Annotated in this window: 19 protein-coding genes; 12 read left to right on the forward strand and 7 right to left on the reverse strand. The window is 55.4% G+C overall.

Features of this window, described 5'->3' with window-relative positions:
* Positions 1-34: 34 nt before the first annotated feature.
* The 3 genes from NP589_RS11185 to NP589_RS11195 form a co-directional block, all read right to left on the reverse strand.
* A complete protein-coding gene (locus tag NP589_RS11185; RefSeq protein ID WP_256607054.1) occupies positions 35-358 on the reverse strand; it encodes a hypothetical protein in 324 nt (107 codons plus the stop codon).
* Between the two features lie 254 nt (positions 359-612).
* Positions 613-1074 carry a single-stranded DNA-binding protein gene (locus NP589_RS11190; protein ID WP_064009746.1) on the reverse strand — a complete coding sequence of 154 codons (462 nt, stop codon included), beginning with the start codon at positions 1072-1074 and terminating at the stop codon, positions 613-615.
* Positions 1075-1110: 36 nt separating this feature from the next.
* Positions 1111-2496 carry an MFS transporter gene (locus NP589_RS11195; protein WP_256607055.1) on the reverse strand — a complete coding sequence of 462 codons (1386 nt, stop codon included), beginning with the start codon at positions 2494-2496 and terminating at the stop codon, positions 1111-1113.
* 359 nt (positions 2497-2855) lie between these two features.
* Between NP589_RS11195 and NP589_RS11200 the strand changes: the two genes are divergently transcribed.
* From NP589_RS11200 to NP589_RS11210, 3 genes are read left to right on the forward strand one after another with little or no spacing between them, the layout of a single operon-like run.
* Entirely contained in the window at positions 2856-3521 is a 666-nt protein-coding gene (locus tag NP589_RS11200) for a hypothetical protein (RefSeq protein ID WP_256607056.1), read from the forward strand.
* A gap of 14 nt (positions 3522-3535) precedes the next feature.
* Positions 3536-4372 (forward strand): amidohydrolase family protein, encoded by an 837-nt coding sequence (locus NP589_RS11205; RefSeq protein ID WP_256607057.1) that lies wholly within the window; start codon positions 3536-3538, stop codon positions 4370-4372.
* 5 nt (positions 4373-4377) lie between these two features.
* Positions 4378-4725 (forward strand): hypothetical protein, encoded by a 348-nt coding sequence (locus NP589_RS11210; protein ID WP_256607058.1) that lies wholly within the window; start codon positions 4378-4380, stop codon positions 4723-4725.
* Here NP589_RS11210 and NP589_RS11215 read toward each other — a convergent pair whose 3' ends face one another.
* The 3 genes from NP589_RS11215 to NP589_RS11225 all read right to left on the reverse strand — a co-directional run bounded on the left by NP589_RS11215 (position 4726) and on the right by NP589_RS11225 (position 9014).
* The gene (locus tag NP589_RS11215; protein ID WP_256607059.1) at positions 4726-5646 is read right to left on the reverse strand and encodes a phosphatidate cytidylyltransferase; all 921 of its coding nucleotides are present in this window, start codon (positions 5644-5646) and stop codon (positions 4726-4728) included.
* 150 nt (positions 5647-5796) lie between these two features.
* On the reverse strand, positions 5797-6471 hold the full coding sequence (locus NP589_RS11220) for a CDP-alcohol phosphatidyltransferase family protein (protein ID WP_256607060.1): 675 nt from the start codon (positions 6469-6471) through the stop codon (positions 5797-5799).
* A gap of 11 nt (positions 6472-6482) precedes the next feature.
* Positions 6483-9014: an AMP-binding protein gene (locus tag NP589_RS11225; RefSeq protein ID WP_256607061.1), complete on the reverse strand. Its 2532-nt coding sequence runs from the start codon at positions 9012-9014 to the stop codon at positions 6483-6485.
* Between the two features lie 174 nt (positions 9015-9188).
* On the opposite strand from NP589_RS11225, the gene uvrA reads away from it, so the two are divergent.
* The 3 genes from uvrA (at position 9189) to hepT (ending at position 12759) form a co-directional block, all read left to right on the forward strand.
* A complete protein-coding gene (gene uvrA / locus NP589_RS11230; RefSeq protein WP_256607062.1) occupies positions 9189-12005 on the forward strand; it encodes an excinuclease ABC subunit UvrA in 2817 nt (938 codons plus the stop codon).
* Between the two features lie 137 nt (positions 12006-12142).
* On the forward strand, positions 12143-12349 hold the full coding sequence (locus tag NP589_RS11235; protein WP_256607063.1) for a hypothetical protein: 207 nt from the start codon (positions 12143-12145) through the stop codon (positions 12347-12349).
* A gap of 32 nt (positions 12350-12381) precedes the next feature.
* On the forward strand, positions 12382-12759 hold the full coding sequence (hepT, locus tag NP589_RS11240; RefSeq protein WP_256607064.1) for a type VII toxin-antitoxin system HepT family RNase toxin: 378 nt from the start codon (positions 12382-12384) through the stop codon (positions 12757-12759).
* Positions 12760-13313: 554 nt separating this feature from the next.
* On the opposite strand, the gene NP589_RS11245 is transcribed toward hepT, so the two are convergent.
* On the reverse strand, positions 13314-14213 hold the full coding sequence (locus tag NP589_RS11245; protein WP_256607065.1) for a LysR family transcriptional regulator: 900 nt from the start codon (positions 14211-14213) through the stop codon (positions 13314-13316).
* A gap of 135 nt (positions 14214-14348) precedes the next feature.
* Here NP589_RS11245 and NP589_RS11250 point away from each other — a divergent pair, with 135 nt between their 5' ends.
* The 6 genes from NP589_RS11250 to NP589_RS11275 all read left to right on the forward strand — a co-directional run bounded on the left by NP589_RS11250 (position 14349) and on the right by NP589_RS11275 (position 18532).
* Complete coding sequence (locus NP589_RS11250; protein WP_256607066.1) at positions 14349-14894, forward strand: carboxymuconolactone decarboxylase family protein; 546 nt, start codon at positions 14349-14351, stop codon at positions 14892-14894.
* Between the two features lie 148 nt (positions 14895-15042).
* Positions 15043-16326 carry a pyridoxamine 5'-phosphate oxidase family protein gene (locus NP589_RS11255; RefSeq protein ID WP_256607067.1) on the forward strand — a complete coding sequence of 428 codons (1284 nt, stop codon included), beginning with the start codon at positions 15043-15045 and terminating at the stop codon, positions 16324-16326.
* Between the two features lie 129 nt (positions 16327-16455).
* A complete protein-coding gene (locus NP589_RS11260) occupies positions 16456-17061 on the forward strand; it encodes a glutathione S-transferase family protein (RefSeq protein ID WP_256607068.1) in 606 nt (201 codons plus the stop codon).
* A 31-nt stretch (positions 17062-17092) separates the two neighbouring features.
* A complete protein-coding gene (locus NP589_RS11265) occupies positions 17093-17566 on the forward strand; it encodes a nuclear transport factor 2 family protein (protein ID WP_256607069.1) in 474 nt (157 codons plus the stop codon).
* Positions 17567-17715: 149 nt separating this feature from the next.
* On the forward strand, positions 17716-18339 hold the full coding sequence (locus NP589_RS11270) for a sigma-70 family RNA polymerase sigma factor (protein WP_256607070.1): 624 nt from the start codon (positions 17716-17718) through the stop codon (positions 18337-18339).
* Entirely contained in the window at positions 18332-18532 is a 201-nt protein-coding gene (locus NP589_RS11275) for a zf-HC2 domain-containing protein (RefSeq protein WP_256607071.1), read from the forward strand. The genes NP589_RS11270 and NP589_RS11275 overlap by 8 nt, the downstream gene beginning before the upstream one ends.
* Positions 18533-18540: the final 8 nt, after the last annotated feature.

The raw sequence follows: 18540 nt of genomic DNA on the forward strand, positions 1-18540 counted from the left end.
ATTTGCGCTTCCGGACTGCAAACAACGCCAGAACTTATGCATGCGAAACAATGCTGACAGTCACTCTATTGCCGATGCCACGGTAATGCAGGTGGTCAGATGCCAAGCTGTTGGCTATTAACGTTATCGCTTCGGCGCGATGGCAGGTGTTCTTGATGTCAAGGAAACACTGAACGTGCTGATTATGCGCCTGGTTCTCCAAGCCTATTCTGAGTGCGTCGAAGGACTTAATCCGAGCATTCTCATGCCAATAGAAATCGCAAGGATAGGCATGCAGCGTGTCTAGCGGCTGTTGTGCAGTGCTGGCAGTCAGGGTTTTAGACCCCGCGTCTTGCACAGGCAGCTTCGCAAGTGCCAACCAACACGCTGCGTCATCCACTATAGGAAACTTGTGCGAACCGAAAAGCATGCGCCCCTCTAAATTTTATTGGTACCAGTCTAACGTGCTAGCTTACCAGATGAGTTTGTTGTGGCAAATATCTGGGGCTGGCGATCTCAACAGATTAAGGGGGGCTGAAGCAAGTAGCGTTTATGACGGCACCGAATAAACAGATTTCGCGCGCTATAAAAAAGCCCCTGAGCAGGGGCTTTTTGTTTTATATGAAGTGGTAATTAAAACGGAATATCGTCGTCGAAATCGTCATAAGAAGCCGGTGCCGCTTGCGAGCCGGAAGGCGCGGACGGGCGATTGTCGTAACTGCTGGCCGGCGGCGTGTTGTTGTCTGAATAGCTGGCGGTGCCGCCACTTTTGCTGTCCAACATGTGCATATTGTCGGCCACGATTTCCGTTGTATAACGCTCCTGACCATCCTGGCCTTGCCACTTCTGCGTGCGGATCCGGCCTTCCACATAACATTGGCTGCCTTTTTTCAGATACTCGCCGGCGATTTTTGCCAGACCGCTGAAAAACACCACCCGATGCCATTCGGTTTCTTCCTTACGTTCATTGGTATTACGGTCTTTCCAGCGGCGGCTGGTGGCCAAGCGGATGGTGGTAATCGCGTCGCCGCTGGGCATATAGCGTACTTCCGGATCGGCGCCGAGGCGGCCGATCAGCATAACTTTATTTAGCATGGTGTTCTCCGTGTAAAAATTGCGAGTAACAGCAGCTTACTGCCACTGCTTCAAAAAAAGACCTAATTGGTTTTTGTCGAGCTGCTGGTTATCGACTTTAAGATAAGCGGCATTTTCTTCGAAATGCAGCCGCACTTCCTCAATGCCATTGATGGCCAGCAAAGCCTTGGAAAATTCCGCTCCACGTTCCGGTTTGATCGCTTGCAAGGACAACAGCAAGTTCGCCCAGTAACGCGGCGGCGACATGAACAGCGCGATGACTATCCAACTGGCGGCGACGCCCGCTGAAAACATAAACACCGCCGCAGCGCCGAACTCACCATACAACCAGCCGCCGGCACCACCGCCTAAAAACGCGCCGAGGAATTGCGCACTGGAATAGATGCCCATCGCGGTGCCTTTTAAATCGCCGGGCGCGGTTTTGGAAATCAAGGATGGCAAGGTAGCTTCCAGCAAGTTAAAACCGCAGAAGAAGATCCACAAGCAGGCGATCAAGCCGGTCAATTCGCCGTGGAATAATACAAAACCGATATTAGCAATCACCAGGGTAAAAATCGCACCGATAAACACCTTCTTCATCTGCCGTTTTTTCTCAGCGATGATCACAAAGGGGATAATCATCGCCATCGACGTCACCAACACCGGCAGATACACCATCCAGTGACTGCCGCCTTGCAGGCCGGTATCGCGCATCAGTAGCGGCACCACGACGAAGCTGGCCATCAGGATCAAATGCAGCGCAAAAATGCCGTAGTTCAGGCGCAACAAATCGGCATTTTTGATCACCGAACCCAGTTCAGAAGGGATGTATTCGGCATCGCGATGCGTCGTAATTTTTTCGGGGTTGGGCACCACGAACAGAATCACTAAAATCGCCAAGGCCGCCAGCACCGCAATCATCCAGAAGATACCGGCAATCCCGAAATGATGGGCAATGACAGGACCCATCGTAATGGCTACGCCGAACGACACGCCGATGCTGGCGCCTATGGTAGCCATGGCTTTGGTGCGGTGTACTTCCTGGGTCAAGTCTGCAAGCAACGCCATTACCGCAGCGGAAATAGCCCCGCAACCCTGTAAGGCTCGGCCAATCAAAACCCCGTAAATATCGGTCGCCAGCGCCGCCCAAACGCTGCCGGCCACGAATAATATCAAACCGATCACTATTACGGTCTTGCGGCTGAAGCGGTCGGATAACAAACCGAACGGAATTTGCAGAATGGCTTGGGTCAGGCCATAGATACCCATCGTCAGGCCGACCAGTTTCGGCGTAGATCCCGGCATTTGTTCGGTAAACAGCGACAACACCGGCAGCAGCATGAACAAACCCAGCATCCTGAGCGCATAGATACTGGCCAGCGATACGGTAGCCCGCTTCTCCATGGCCGTCATCGGACTGGTAATATCCTGAACCTGTGTCAAACCTGTAACTCCTCTTCGCCTTGATATGGTTTAAGACGCTTATAGTACCAGTTTATCGCTACCCTGCTCCAGCAGAGCGGCCTAAATCGCAAGTCAACAGCAAACGGCGTTCAACGACATATTGAGTGGATTTCAGTGCAATGCCAACCTGAATGCGCATTATGAATCATGACAAATTGATCGATTTCGACGGTCTGCGCTTAGTTGACCGCTAGCCGACAAGGTTTATTTATCCAATTAATTCGTATCCGCCACAAAGCGAAGCTGTCTCTGTACTGCGGCAAATACTCGCGCATTTATTGATTTTTACAGAATTGCTATGCTAAGCAGCGAGCATCATTATCTACCGGAGAGAATGCGTGGATACCAGATTAAAACCCGAGAATAATCAGGCTTTGGTCATTCTGCTCGGCATCACCGCGGACGCTGCCTGTAAGAGCCATGTGCTGGATTATTATCGCCGCCACAGCCATTTCCGTGTGTTTCTACCGAATCATTGCCAATATTTCGGGATTGACTTTGCCGCCGGACAACTTTGCCATTTCCTTGATAAACACGATCTCCGTGAATTCGAGCGCTGCCATTTCATCTGCTACATTTCCGGCGGGTTTATTTTGCGCCGCGCCCTGGCTGACAGTCCCTTGCCGAACCTTGGTCGCGTGGTGTACGTGCGTTCGCCGTTGCAGGAACGCGTACCGCGATTGTCATTGCGGCGTTACGGCCCGTTGCCGCTGCTGAAGTTCGGCAAAATTCTGCTGGATCTGGCCGGCGACCGCAAAGACCGTTTGCCCGAGCTTCGTACTGATTGCGGCTATGTTCTGGAAAGTGGCGTTTCCGCACAGGCGGCAGAACTGGGGTTGACTGCGGATGACTTCGCTCGCTGTCGCGAAGATTCGCGTTTTGCAATCCCCAGTGACATGCCAATTTTGACGACGCCATTGAGCCATGATCAGGTATACAGTGACGACACGCTATTGGCGCAGATGCTGGCTTTTATCGAATCCGGCAGCTTCCAGCATGCATAATTTGGGGTCCTGAAATGATCATCGATGGCCATCGCCACATTATCGACAGCTACCAGCCGATTCTGGCGGAAATGGACGCATTCGGCATAGACAAGACTGTGCTGGTCGGTGTCGGGGTGCGCGATCTGGGACCGGTAACTATTGCCGACTCATGGGTGTTTCGTTGGCATTTTCTGTTTCGGACTTTGGGAATGCTAAAGGCCAGGCAACTGGTTTCTTCTCCTGCCTTCCAAAGCAATCTGCTAACTAATCCGCGTAACGATGCGGTGCTGGCGGCCATCAAGCGAAGGCCGGACCGCTTCTGGGGGTTTGCCTTCATCAATCCGGAATCCGCGCAAGCCCCGGATGAACTGCAACGCTGCTTAGACCAAGGCATGCAAGGGTTAAAACTAGCCTTGGTGCAGTATCCCACCGATCTGTGTGGTGCAAAAATGGCGGCGCTGTGTGAGGTGGCAGCCGGCCAAGCTATTCCAGTTTTCATGCACTTGGGCTTGACCAAGGCCAGTTCACACGCCGACGGTTTGATAAAACACTTTCCGCAGGTCAAATTCATCATTGCCCATGCCGGCGTGCAATGTTTTGATGAAACGCTGGCGTTGGCGCGTCAACGCGACAACGTATTCGTCGACACCTCCAGCTACATAGCAACAGCAGCAAAAATTCGGCGGCTGTGCGCTAAGCTAGGCGCCGGCAAATTGATTTTCGGCTCGGATATTCCGGTGATGTGCGGCAGCTTGCGCGAAGCTCTGGATAAGATCGACGCATTGGCCGTTCCCGCTTCGGAAAAAGCCAAGATACTCGGCGGTAATCTATTATCAATATTGCAAACCACCTCAACCCTAACCCGGTAAAGCTCATGCGGACGCCGTTCCTCTCCATCCTGTTTTTCATCGTCGCCTCGGTAGCAGGCGCGGCTGGTCAATACCTATACAAGTCCGGCGCAGAAGCGGCGAATTCAGGAATATGGTCTTACCTTTTGAATTTAAAACTGTGGGCCGGGGTGGCTTGTTATATCGCGGTGATGGCGTTGTTCATCGCCGCTTTTAAAAAAGGCGGCTCGCCGGCGGTGTTGTATCCGATCTATGCCTCGACCTTCATCTGGGCGGCGATATTCGGTTGGCTCTGGTACGGAATACCGATTAAAGCCGTCAATGTAGCCGGCATGCTGTGCCTGGTGTTGGGCATGGTGCTGATGGGGCTTTGATCAGGCCACCAAGCGCAGAAAGTAATAGGTCAGCGGCGCGACCAAAATCAGGCTGTCGATCCGGTCCAACAAGCCGCCGAAGCCGGGCAGCCAACTGCCGGCATCCTTGACTCCTGCTTCGCGTTTGATCGCAGATTCGAACAAATCACCCCACACCGAACCAATCGCAATCAGCGGCGGCAAGCCTATCAACAATAGCCAAAACAGGTTTTCCGGCAACGCAAAGCTCATCAACGCGGTACCAAGATAGGCACCCAGCAAATTGCCGATCACGCCTTCCCAGGTTTTGTTCGGGCTCAGCGCCGTCAGTTTATGCTTGCCAAATAACGATCCGACCGCAAAGGCTGTGTTATCGCTGAGCGCCACCGCCGCACCGATCACCAGCAATACGCCGTCACCGCCGGGAATATAGCGGCTGATCAACAGCAAATGCGCCAGCAACCAGGCGATATACGCCCAGCCGAAGGACGACAAAGCCAGTTGCCTAATGCCGGTACTGACCGCTTGAAACGCCAAAGGCTGCGCGACCGCAACCAGCAACAGCAAGGGCGCCAGCAGGTAAAAACCGTCCAATGAGGCCAAGCCGACCGGCACCGCAGTGATGCCCATCAGCTTCAACACCCGCCGGTAGTGAGTGACCAGACCGACCAGTTCGGCGTACTCGCGCAAGCCCTGCCAAGTCATGCCCAACACCAAGACGCCGACCGCCAACGGGCCGCCGAATACCGCGCCCAAATACAATGGGGCGATGATCGCCCAGGTGCGCCATTTAACGAACAAGCCTTGCCGGAACAGGTCGCGGCCGTGTGTGCGCAACACCCAGCAGATCAATAACAGCGACAAGCCCAGCAACAGTCCGATACGCTCGGCGGCTGGTGCGAACAAGGGATTTAACAATGGATTAGCGACGAGCGTGGACAAATCTACCTCCCATAAGACCTGTGTTCGGGCCGATTATTAACCCAGCCCTTAATATGTCACTCCCGCGAAAGCGGGAGCCCGGTTGCTACTAATGGATTCCCGCTTTCGCGGGAATGACGACCACAATGAATTTAAGGGCCGAGTTAATAATCAAGCATTGGCATTCAAGTACTGCGCGGCGTGGCGCACCCGGACTATACAAGTCACCACGCTACCCAAGGCGATAATCGCCAAAGCCAGCGCCATCAGGCCGTAACCGGCAGCGCCGAATCGCGGATGCCAATCGTCCGGTGTAAATCCGAGATATGCGCAACAGGCAATGACGATCGCCATCCGCATCGGCTTGGCCATCGGCCCGCCGAAATCGCTAGGTGCGCCGACGCTACGCGCTGCCACCCGTATGTATGCGGTAAACACAGCGGTAAATGCCGCCGCATATCCCAGCAACTCATGACCGCCCGCACTGAATCCGGCTCCTCCCAGTATCAACAGGTCCGCGACCCGGTCCGGGATTTCGTTGTACAAGGCGCCAACCGGCGACGCCTTACCCCACTCAACGGCCACCATGCCGTCCAGCATATTGCATAACAAGCGCGTGCCGACCAGCAATCCCGCCGCAACCCAGAAGATATGCTGAGGAATGCCAGAGGCTTGGCGGGTGGCGGCTAAGGCTCCGGCAGCCAGCGCTGCGGCAACGACGCCTGCCAGCGAAATCGCATTGGCGGAAACATTGGCCTGTGCCAGCAGGCGAGCCAGGGACTTGGACCAGCCTAAGTCTCTGGCGGGTACATGGCGGCGGTCGGAATGTGCGGATTCTTGGTTCATGCCTGTTCATCCTATTCTTGGGAGGGATTAGTTTGTTGCTCGGCAAGTAGATTCGCCAAGCAAGTGTGCAACAAGTCCGTCGCTTGCTGTTTATCCATATCGGCGACGATATGAATCGCCGCGCCGAAGCAGACCTGCACCGAGCTCCGAACCGGCCAGCGCGCGCCTTTCGGCAGAATTTTGTGGCCGCCGGAAATAGCAACTGGAATCACCGGCACCCCCAGCTCGGTCGCCAGATAACCGATGCCGGGCTTGAACCGCAACAAACGGCCGTCAGACGAACGCGTGCCTTCCGGGTAAATCAATAGCGACCAACCGTTGTCCATCAACTCGCCACAATGATCCAGGCTGCCGCGTATCGAGCCGTCACGGCTGAACGCAAAGGCGTTGATGGATAAACTTAGCAAGCCGGCAATAAGTTTTTGACTAAAAAAATAGTCGGCCGCCGCCGCGATACACAAGCGGCGGCGAACCGGCCACGGCAATGCGCGCAGGAGCGATACAGTATCGACATGGCTGGCGTGATTGGCAATGAACATGACCGGAAATTTCACCTGCTCCAGATGCTCCAGGCCTTTGACGTCGAACGAGCTACTCACCAGCCCTTGTAAGACCGGCAATAAAACGCCCTGAATCTGTCCGCGCAAAACCACGGCAAGCTCGGACAACGGCCAACTCGGAAAACGCATCTTCTTGGCCGCTCGCTCGCTACGGCCCAGCAGCGCTTTCAACTCACCAACCTCGCGGATCGCGAGCAGCTCGGCATCGTCGCAAATGATGCCAAGCTGCGCTTCGATCATTCCGGCCAGTTCGACCCGGGTCAGCGAATCGCAGCCCAAATCCAGCACCAAATCGGTTTGGTCATTGATGGACTTAATGTCCACTCGGCAGACATTCGCCAGCAATTGTTCGATGCTCGCCGAGCGAGTGCTAACCGCGACCGTATCGGCAACAGCATCCTGAGTAGATTCGGTATCGACAAACCGGGATTTGACTTTCCAACGCTGAATTTTCAGCAAGGGCGTGCGTGGAAAATCGCCCGTCCAATACCGGATGTCGGAAATCCGTTGATGCGGCGCCAGCACCGCGTTGGCATTGCGCACCGCGTCCTGGGCGCGGCGCTGCCGCTCGTCTTCCGGCATCGGTTCCGGAAAGCTCAGGATCGCTGCGATACCTTGCCGGCCGTGGCGGTCAAGCAAATCGGTAACCATGCAGGGCCCGATGCCCGGCTGTTTACCCAGTTCCAGCTCGATGTCTTCCGGAAATACATTCAAACCGTTGGCCAGCACGATCATGTCCTTGCTGCGACCCTTGATATACAGCTCGCCGCGCGCACCAAACGCGCCCAAATCGCCGGTGCGGTATCCTTCTGAATCACTAAAAACCTGCCGCGTCGCTTCCGGATTTTGCCAATAACCGCGGCTGACGTTGGGGCCGCGCACCAGGATTTCGTCCTGCTCCGACAAGGTCACCGTGACGCCGGCCACCGGCCAGCCGACCGATCCCGGCATCCTGTCATCATAGCGATTAACCGAAATCACCGGTGCGCATTCGGTGGTGCCGTAACCTTGAATCACCCGCACGCCCAATAACTCCCAATGCCGCTCCAGCCTTACCGGCAAGGGCGCGCCGCCGCTGACGAAAAAAACCGGCGTGCCGGCCATGGCCGGGAACAAGCCTTCGGCGCAAAACCGGCGCCAGGTAAACGGCAAGCGTTCAGTGATTTTCCACCATAGCCGCCAACGCGACTGGCCGCAGCTTTCGACAATCTGTTTTTCCAATGCATGCCAGATCATCTCCAACATCTGCGGCACTGCTATCACGCCATCGATGCGCTTGGCCTCCAGCTTACGCATTACCACTTCAGACTGAAAATTACCGGAAAAATAAATCGTCGCCCCTAACAGCAATGGCGCGAACAAACCTGCCGTCTGCTCGAACAGGTGTGACAGCGGCAGTAGCGACAGAAACCGCAGCGAGCGTTGTTTGGGGTAAATGTCTTGAATAGCGTTGACGCTACTGAGAATGTTGCGATGGCTGAGCACCACCCCTTTCGGGTTGCTGGTGGTTCCGGAGGTAAAGACGATTTCGGCGATATCGTCCGGCAGTGGCCGATAGTCAAAATCCGCCTGTGCTGCCGGCGCATTGGCTAAAGTGCTTACTGAAAGCTGCGGTAAGGCGTCGAAACCCGGGAGTTGATCGTTACCCAGCACGGCCCTGGCCTGAGTCGATTCGGCAACCCGGGTAATAAACTCGATGGATAAATGCGGATCAAGCGGCACTACCACCAAGCCGGCTTTGAAACAGGCGAAATAAGCGGCCACCAACTGCGGATTGGGTTGGCCGCGCAGCAGCAGACAGGCGCCAGGCCGGAAACCTTGCTGGTGAACCAGTTGTCCGGCGATCCGCTCCACGACCTGATGCAAACGGCGATAAGTCCAGCAATCGTCGCGCAGGCCGACCCTGCCAACCAAGGCGATTCGTTCCGGAAACTCCGCTGCCGCTTGGTCAAGGAGTTGGTATAGATTGGTCAGAATGGCCATGGCAACGGATGACAAAATAAAATTGTGCCATCTTAGCCAACGGTTTCGAAAAAAGTCCACATCAATATGCTTGCCGCCAGTTCGGGGAACTAACTAATACAAACCGGCACTTTCCCTTAGTGGCTAAAGCCTCGTATAGTATCCAGTTGTTAAAAATCCCAGGAATACACAGCAGTGGACACCATCAGCATACGCGGCGCCCGCACTCATAATCTGAAAAACATCGATCTGGACTTGCCGCGTGACAAGTTGATCGTCATCACCGGCTTGTCCGGCTCCGGCAAGTCTTCGTTGGCGTTTGACACCATTTACGCGGAAGGCCAGCGTCGCTACGTCGAATCATTGTCGGCTTACGCCCGGCAATTTTTGTCGATGATGGAAAAACCGGATGTCGACCATATCGAGGGCCTGTCGCCGGCGATTTCCATCGAGCAAAAATCCACTTCGCACAATCCGCGGTCCACGGTCGGCACCATCACCGAGATATATGATTATCTGCGGCTGCTGTACGCGCGGGTGGGCATTCCGCGTTGCCCCGAGCATGGTGTATCGTTGGAAGCACAGACCGTCAGCCAGATGGTCGATCAAGTCTTGGCGCAGCCGGAAGGCGAGCGCTGGATGTTGCTGGCGCCGGTGATCAACGACCGCAAGGGCGAACACGTGTTGCTACTGGAAGATTTGAAAGCACAAGGGTTTTTGCGTGCCCGCATCGACGGCGAAGTCTATGAACTGGACGAGCCGCCGGCCCTGGACTTGAAGAAGAAACACACCATCGAAGTGATTGTCGACCGCTTTAAAATCCGCGACGACATCCAGCTACGCTTGGCCGAATCCTTTGAAACCGCGCTGCGCTTATCCGAAGGCCTAGCGATTGCCGCCTCCATGGAAAGCGATCAACAGCTGCTGTTCTCGGAACGTTACGCCTGCCCGCATTGCGGCTACAGCCTCAGCGAACTGGAACCGCGCATCTTCTCCTTTAATAACCCAAAAGGCGCTTGCCCCAGTTGCGATGGTTTGGGCGTGCGCCAGCATTTCGATCCGCAGTTGGTGGTGCACAATCCGGAGATCAGTTTGGCCAGTGGTGCGGTGCGCGGTTGGGATCGACGTAATGCGTATTACTACCAGATTATTTGTGCGCTGGCCGCGCATTACAACTTCGATCCGGAAGCACCGTTTTCACATATCGCCAAAGACATTCAGGCCGCTATTCTGTACGGCAGCGGTGACGAAAAAATCAGCTTTACCTTTCAGATGGGTAATGGCAAACCCAAAACCAGCCGCCACGCGTTCGAAGGCATCATTCCGAATATGGAACGCCGCTACCATGAAAGCGACTCGCAAATGGTTCGGGACGAGTTATCCAAATACCTGGCGCAACAGACTTGCGCGGTGTGCGACGGTGCGCGTTTGAATCTGGGCGCCCGCAATGTGTTTGTCGATGAACAACCCTTGCATCACGTCACCCGCTTGCCGATTAAACAAACGCTCGGGTTTTTTCAGGGGCTGAATATTCCGGGGCACCGTGGCGAGATCGCCGCCAAGATCAACAAGGAAATTCAGGAGCGGCTGGAGTTTTTAGTCAACGTGGGTTTGGATTATTTGACTCTGGACCGCAGCGCCGACACCTTGTCCGGCGGCGAAGCGCAGCGCATACGCTTGGCCAGCCAGATTGGCGCCGGTCTGGTCGGGGTCATGTATGTGCTGGACGAACCGTCGATAGGCTTGCACCAGCGCGACAACGAGCGCTTGCTGAACACGCTGTATCGATTGCGCGACTTGGGTAATACTGTGATAGTCGTCGAACACGACGAAGACGCGATTCGCGCCGCCGATCATGTGGTCGACATCGGCCCCGGTGCCGGAGTGCATGGCGGGCAAATCGTCTCGCAAGGCACGCCGGCGCATATTCTTGCGGACCCCAATTCCTTGACCGGCCAGTATTTGTCCGGCGGCTTGAGCATCGACATCCCCAAAAAAACCACGCCGCGTGACCCAAGTAAACAAGTCACTATCCGTAAAGCAAGCGGCAATAATCTGCAAAACGTCGATGTCAGTTTCCCGGTGGGTTTGATGACCTGCGTCACTGGCGTCTCCGGTTCCGGCAAATCGACGCTGATCAACGACACTTTATATAGCCACGCCGCCCGGCTGATTAACGGCGCCAGTTGCATCCCTGCACCTTGCGAAGCCATTGAAGGACTGGAACACTTCGACAAAGTGGTGGACATCGATCAAAGCCCCATCGGCCGCACCCCGCGCTCCAACCCGGCCACCTACACCGGCATTTTCACGCCGGTACGCGAATTGTTTGCCGCCACGCCGGAAGCGCGCTCGCGCGGCTACACGCCCGGCCGCTTCAGTTTTAACGTAAAGGGCGGCCGCTGCGAAGCCTGCGCCGGCGACGGCGTGATCAAGGTGGAAATGCACTTTTTACCCGACATCTTCGTCCCCTGCGATATCTGCCACGGCAAACGCTACAACCGGGAAACCCTGGAAATCCGTTACAAAGGCAAGACCATCCACGAAGTGCTGGAAATGACCGTGGAAGACGCCACCCAATTCTTCTCCGCCATCCCCAGCCTGGCCCGCAAGCTGCAAACCCTGATCGACGTAGGTTTGAGTTACATCACGCTGGGCCAGAACGCCGTGACCCTATCCGGCGGCGAAGCGCAACGCGTCAAGCTGGCGAAAGAACTATCGAAGCGCGACACCGGCACCACCCTTTACATTCTCGACGAACCGACCACTGGTCTGCACTTTCATGACATCAAACAATTGCTGACCGTGCTGCACACCCTGCGCGATCATGGCAATACCGTGATCATCATCGAGCACAACCTGGACGTGATCAAAACCGCCGACTGGATTGTGGACATGGGGCCGGAAGGCGGCAGCGGTGGCGGGATATTGGTGGCGGAGGGCACGCCCAAGCAGATTGCCAAGCACAAGACGTCACACACCGGGACGTATTTAAAGCGATTTTTCGCGTGAGTTACCGTTGAGACCATGAACGAGCTGCAAGCAGAAATAAGCCAAGCGATTTAGGCGCATGCCGCAGTCGATGCGATTTATCTGTAAGGCTCCAGAGCCAAAATACCGCCCGGCCAGATAGCGATTGGGACATAGCGGTGATTTTCAGCGATTTCGAGACCGATCCGCTGGAACGGGCGGTGCGTCCGCAAATGCGGGAAGCCGAAGTCGAACGCGAGTTAAAACGCTACAAGCAAATCAGCATCGTCGATCTGGAAACCGCGCCGGTCTTGCTGCAAGTTAGTATCTTGCAGTCGGCTATCATAATGGTACGACCGCAACGTGCCGCATGTCAGACGCATTGAGCAAAGCATCTGGTCGAAATGGGAAAAGGATTATGAGAGATATTGCCTATGAACAGGCGCTGATGCGCGACCTGCTGGCGATACAGCGCGCACTACAAGTCTATATCGAAGCCTTCATCGGCATGGCGCGTTATTTCGTCGAGCAAAAATACCAACTGACAGTCAGCCAGTCGCGCGAAGCACTGGACGAATTGAAAAACCGCGGCGACTTGCCAGCCGATCAGCATGCCGAGCTGATGAAAATCCTTGGGTTTCGCAACGTGCTGGTGCATGACTACCTGGACCTCAACGACGGCATCGTGCAAGCCATCGTCACCAAAAGGCAGTATGCGATTTTGGAAGAGTGGATAGTAGCTTGGCAGGGGGCGTTAGATGAGTTTGGGTCAGAATGCCCCAATGGGAATAAGTAAGCCGATAGGCGGTTCAGGCGCTCCCAAAGCAACCGCTAAGCATTAGCTTTATTCTTCGGCAGCGTCCGACCCTAAGCCGTCAGAAGCTCTGCGCCAAGTCGAATGTCTCAAGATGTTGCCAAAGCCGACATTCTGGGAGTTTTGCAAATGACCAATCAGTCCTGGCGGTATTGCCACCGTCGATAAAACTCGGAAACTCCGGCTACAAGCCTAGCTTCGTATTAAAGCTGATTTAGAGAATAATCAAACCCACCTAAGTGATCATCCTTCGTACTTTATTAACCCGGCCCTTAAATTCCCTGGATTCGTCATTCCCCCGAAGGCGGGAGCCATTAGCCCGCGCAGCAAATCCACTATAGTCGCTGGGCTCCCGCCTAAGCGGCAATGCCGTTAAGTTAAACCGTTCGCTGAGCGGAGTCGAAGCGAATTGACCGGCTTCGACGCCGCTTTGGCTTGGTTAACTTCACGGTATTGGCCTACGCGGAAGGGACGGTATTTAGGGGTGTTAATAATAACTTTATCCCTCAGGTTTAGCCCGACAGAGATTCAGTTATTTAATTTAGCGACAACTCAGCCCGCAAACGCTCTGCCATCAAATCGACGAACGAACGGATTTTGGCCGAGGAATGGCGACCTTCGCGGTGCAGGATATGGACGGGAAGCGGTGGGCTTTCGAATTCTCCGAGCAAGATCTTCAGTTGGCCGGTGCGTAGCGGTTCGGCGATTTGATAATTCAGTAATCGGGCGATGCCCAGTCCGGCCATCGCCGCACTGGCCGCCGAATCGTTGTCGCTGACACTTAGCATCGGTTGTACCTTGACCGATTGCAGTTGACCATCCCGCTGAAAGCGCATTTCGTTGTTCGGATTCAAGCCGCGGGCCAGAATGATGCGATGTTTGGGCAAATCGTCCGGCGTTTGCGGTATGCCGTGTTCGGCCAGATAATTCGGCGACGCACACACTACCCGCCTGACCGAACCCACCCGCAACGCCCGGTACGACGAATCGGGCAACTCGGCGATGCGGATTGCCACATCCACGCCTTCCTCCAGCATGTTGACTACCCGGTCGACGAACAAGGCGTTGACTTCCACCGCCGGATAGCGGCATAAATACTCGATGATGCCCGGCATGATGAACAAGCGTCCGAACAATACCGAGGCGGTCACCGTGAGTTGGCCGCGCGGTTCGGCGTTGATGCCCAGCGCAGCATCGTCGGCTTCGTCGGCCAAGGCGATGATGCGTTTGGCGTCTTCGTAATATTTCTGGCCGGCCTCGGTCATCCGCACGTAGCGGGTGGTGCGGTTCAGCAACTTAACCCCCAAGCGTTCTTCCAATGCCGCCACCGCCCGCGTTACGGCCGGCGGCGACATCTGCAGCTTGCGCGCGCCACCGGCAAAGCCTTCGGCTTCGACCACCGCCACATAGACACTCATCAAATGTAATCTGCTCATGTTTAATTCCACTCATCGGAATAGTTAATTGAATATTTTAGATATTATTTAATTTTTCGCAATAGATCACACTGTATCCGCCTGTTGAATTTCACTCAGGCGTATGACAAACCTTTCATTATTTGGAGAACACTCATGAGCCGTATTACCAGCATTAGCAACGAAACCGCCAACACCGAACAACGCGCCCTGTTTGAAGCCATCCAGGGTCAACTGGGCATGGTACCCAACTTTCTACGGGTATTCGCCCATTCGCCGGATGCTTTAAAAGCCTTTCTCGGCTTGCATCACATTGCCAATCACGGCTCGCTGGACGCTAGCACCCGCGAACGCATCGCGCTGGCGCTGGCGCAACAGAACCAATGCGAATACTGCCTGTCCGCCCATACCGCCATCGGCCGCAAAGCCGGTTTGAATGGCGCGGAAATCGAAGCCAACCGCGCCGGCACCAGCCAGGATGCCAAGGCGGCGGTGGCTGTCAAGTTCGCCCGCGCCCTGGTCGAGCATAAGGGCGAGGTGACCAATACCGAGCTGCAATCCATGCGTGACGTCGACTTCAGCGAGGCCGAGATCGTCGAGGTGATCACCCATGTCGGCATGAACATCCTGACCAATATCTTGGGCAAAGCCAGCCGGGTTGACATCGATTTCCCGAAAATCGCATTAAAACAAGCCGCCTAAACCCTAACCGGGCGAAGCGTAGGGATGGCGTTTGGCCCGGTTTATTCCGATGGATGGAATAAAGTATTGCAAATTATGGCTATTCAACACGACTGAAGACTGTGCCAGAGTAGCCGTCAACCTTTCACCTCAATTTGGAGTAAAGACCATGGCCCGTGCGTTTGCCAAAATCAGCTTTACAGCCAACGTCCAAGCGGTGCAAACCGAAATGGGCAGCCGCGCGGCCTACCGGACAGCCGAACTCGGCGACATCGAAACCGTGGCGCTGAGCGACTTCGAACAAGTCTTCATCGCCGAACGCGACAGCTTTTATCAAGCCACCGTCAGCCAAACCGGTTGGCCTTATGTGCAGCATCGAGGCGGCCCTGCGGGATTTTTGAAAGTATTGGATCAACAAACTATTGCTTATGCCGATTTCAGCGGCAACCGCCAATACCTGTCGGTCGGTAATTTGCGCGGCGACGACCGGGTTAGCTTGCTATTGATGGACTACCCAGGCCGGCAACGCTTGAAAATCTGGGGACGGGCGCATGTGGTGGACGAACGCAGCGAACCGGAGTTACTCGCGAAACTGGAATCGCCCGACTCTCGCGCCCCGGTCGAGCGAGGTATCGTGATCCGGGTCGAGGCCTTCGACTGGAATTGCCCTAAATACATCACGCCGCGCTACAGCCAGCGCGAAGTCGAAACATTGATCGAACAAACCCGAAGCCAACCTATAACGAAGGATAAACCAAGCTCTCGCGCATTGGGCACGGGCCTATTGCCATTGACCATCAGCGGGATTCGGCAACTGACGCCGCGCATTCGCGGCTACGAACTGCGCCATGCCGACGACGAGCCGTTGCCCATTTACCAAGCCGGCGCACATCTGCGTGTGCCGATCATACTGCCGGATGGAACGATTACCAGCCGCGCGTATTCATTGACCGACGCGCCGGGAGAACGGGATTGCTACTGCGTCGCGGTGCTGCGGGTCGACGACGGCGAAGGCGGCTCTTCGGCATTGCATGACGGCTGGCAAATGGGCACCCGCCTCAACGCCGATGCGCCGGAGAATTATTTTCCATTGCACGACGACGAGCGTCCGGCGCTGTTGATAGCCGGGGGTATCGGCATCACACCGATCAAAGCCATGGCCGAAGCCTTGGCCGCACGGGGCGCGGCATTTCAACTGCATTACACCGGCCGCACGCCCCAGGAAATGGCGTTTGTTGAAGACTTGCAACGGCAATTCCCCGATCATTGCCGGTTTTATTTTAGCCAAGCGCAAAACCCGACCCGGTTGGACGTCCCCGCTTTGCTTGCAAACGCAGCCGCCGATAGCGTCATTTACGTCTGCGGCCCAAGCCGTTTGATCGACAGCGTGCGCCAAACCGCCCGCCAGCTCGGCATCGCCGACGACCGGGTGCAATTTGAAAGTTTCAGTTAAACAATCATTGACTAAATCGTCATTCCCGCGAAGGCGGGAATCCATGCCTTTGAAGGTTCCGTCGCTCCCGTTTTCGCGGGAGCGACGGAACAGACTTAAGCAGCGCTACCCTAACCAAAGGAGTCCAACATGATCACCCTGTACGATATGCCCCTATCCGGCAATTGCCACAAAGTTCGCTTATTGCTGAGTTTGCTGGCGTTGCCCTATCAAACCCAACCCGTGGATTTACGCGGCGGCGAACAGCGCAGCCCGGACCATTTGCGACGCAACCCATTCGGCCAGGTGCCGGTGCTGGATGACGATGGACTGATCGTTCGCGACAGCCAGGCCATTTTGGTCTATCTGGCAAAACGTTACGGCGGCACACAGTGGTGGCCGGACGATGCCTACCAATTGGCGCAAATCGCCGCCTGGCTATCGACCGCCGCCAACGAAGTCGCCAACGGCCCCGCCAAACTGCGGGTACACCACAAATTCGGTAGTCCTATCGATACGGCAGCTGCCGGACAAACCGCCGACAAAGTGTTGGGCATTATCGACCGCCATCTGCAACACCAGGATTGGTTGGTCGGCGATTCGGTATCCATCGCTGACGTTGCCGTTTATCCCTACTTGGCGCTGGCGCCGGAAGGCGGTTTGAACATCGCTGCCTACCCCAACATCATCGCCTGGTTCCATCGTATTCGAGCATTACCAGGATATGTGACCATGCCCGGTATGTGGCAGTCATAAAGTACTCAACTTTTCATCACGGAGAAATAGCATGACCCAAGAAATCAAAACCCCCGTCCCACCCTTTACCGCTGAAACCGCCGCACAAAAAGTGCGCATGGCCGAAGACGCCTGGAACTCGCGCGACCCGGACCGCGTAGCCCTGGTCTATACCGAAGACACCCTGTGGCGCAACCGCGCCGAATTTCCAAAGGGCCGCGACCAAGTCCGCGAATTCTTGCAGCGCAAATGGGCCAGGGAACTGGATTACCGTTTGATCAAAGAATTATGGGCGTTTACCGACCACCGCATCGCGGTGCGTTTTGCCTACGAATGGCGCGACGATTCCGGGCAGTGGTACCGCAGTTACGGCAACGAGAACTGGGAGTTCAACCTGCAAGGTTTCATGCAGCGGCGTTTTGCCAGCATCAACGATTTGCCGATCAAGGAAGAACAGCGCCTGTTCCACTGGCCGCTGGGCCGCCGCCCCGACGAGCATGCCAATTTAAGCGATTTGGGTTTGTAAGACCCTCTTGGTATCTGGAGAAAATCCCAACGAGCTTGCCTGGAGCGTGCTTAGCAATCATGTTTTTTCGCTAGCCGACTATTTTGTGTAAGGTATGGGCCTTTCCAAACGACTCAGTACAGTGATGATCCGACTGAGGAAAATAACGCATGTTGCTGAGCGCAGAAATGAACCCACCCGATCAATTGAACCAAGCCCTACTGGCCGAGCATAGGCCCGTGTTGTTTCGTTACGCTTTGCTGCAAATGCAGGATAACGAACTGGCCGACGATGCCGTGCAGGAAACCTTGCTGGCCGCTTGGCAATCCTCCACCCACTTCGACGGTAAGTCCGGTTTGCGCACCTGGCTGATCGGCATTTTGAAACACAAGATTGCCGACCACTGGCGGCGTAGCGCCCGTGAAGTCGTCACCAATGAGTTCGACCAACTCGATAGCGACGAAGATGAAGCCGACATAGACGCGTTTTTCATGAGCAACGGTCACTGGAACGGCGGCCCGAGTACCTGGAACGACCCCGAAGCGGCGCTCAAGCAGCAGGAGTTCTGGGCCATCTACGAAACCTGCCATAGCAATCTGCCGCCGAAAATGGCCAAGGTGTTCATGTTACGCGAACTGGTGGGGCTGGAAGCTGAAGAAGTCTGCCAGGAAACCGGCATCAGCGACGCCAATTACTGGGTCACCATGCACCGCGCCCGCTTAAGGCTGCGCGAATGCTTGGAAATTCGCTGGTTCAATCCATCGAAAACAAAAAAGGAGCATCGTCATGCGTAGTTGTCGCGATATTACCGCGCTGGTGTCACGGGGTTTGGATAAAAAACTCGACTTGAGCGAACGCTTGGCGATTGGCCTGCATATGATGATGTGTTCCGGCTGCCGTAACTTCCAGAGCCAATCGCAATTTATTCGCAAGGCCGGTCAGCGTTACACCGAACAGTTGCAAAAGCGTTTGGATGGGAAGTCGTAAGCGCCCCG

Origin of the sequence: Methylomonas rosea, from assembly GCF_024505055.1 — a bacterium.
Taxonomy (GTDB): domain Bacteria; phylum Pseudomonadota; class Gammaproteobacteria; order Methylococcales; family Methylomonadaceae; genus Methylomonas; species Methylomonas rosea.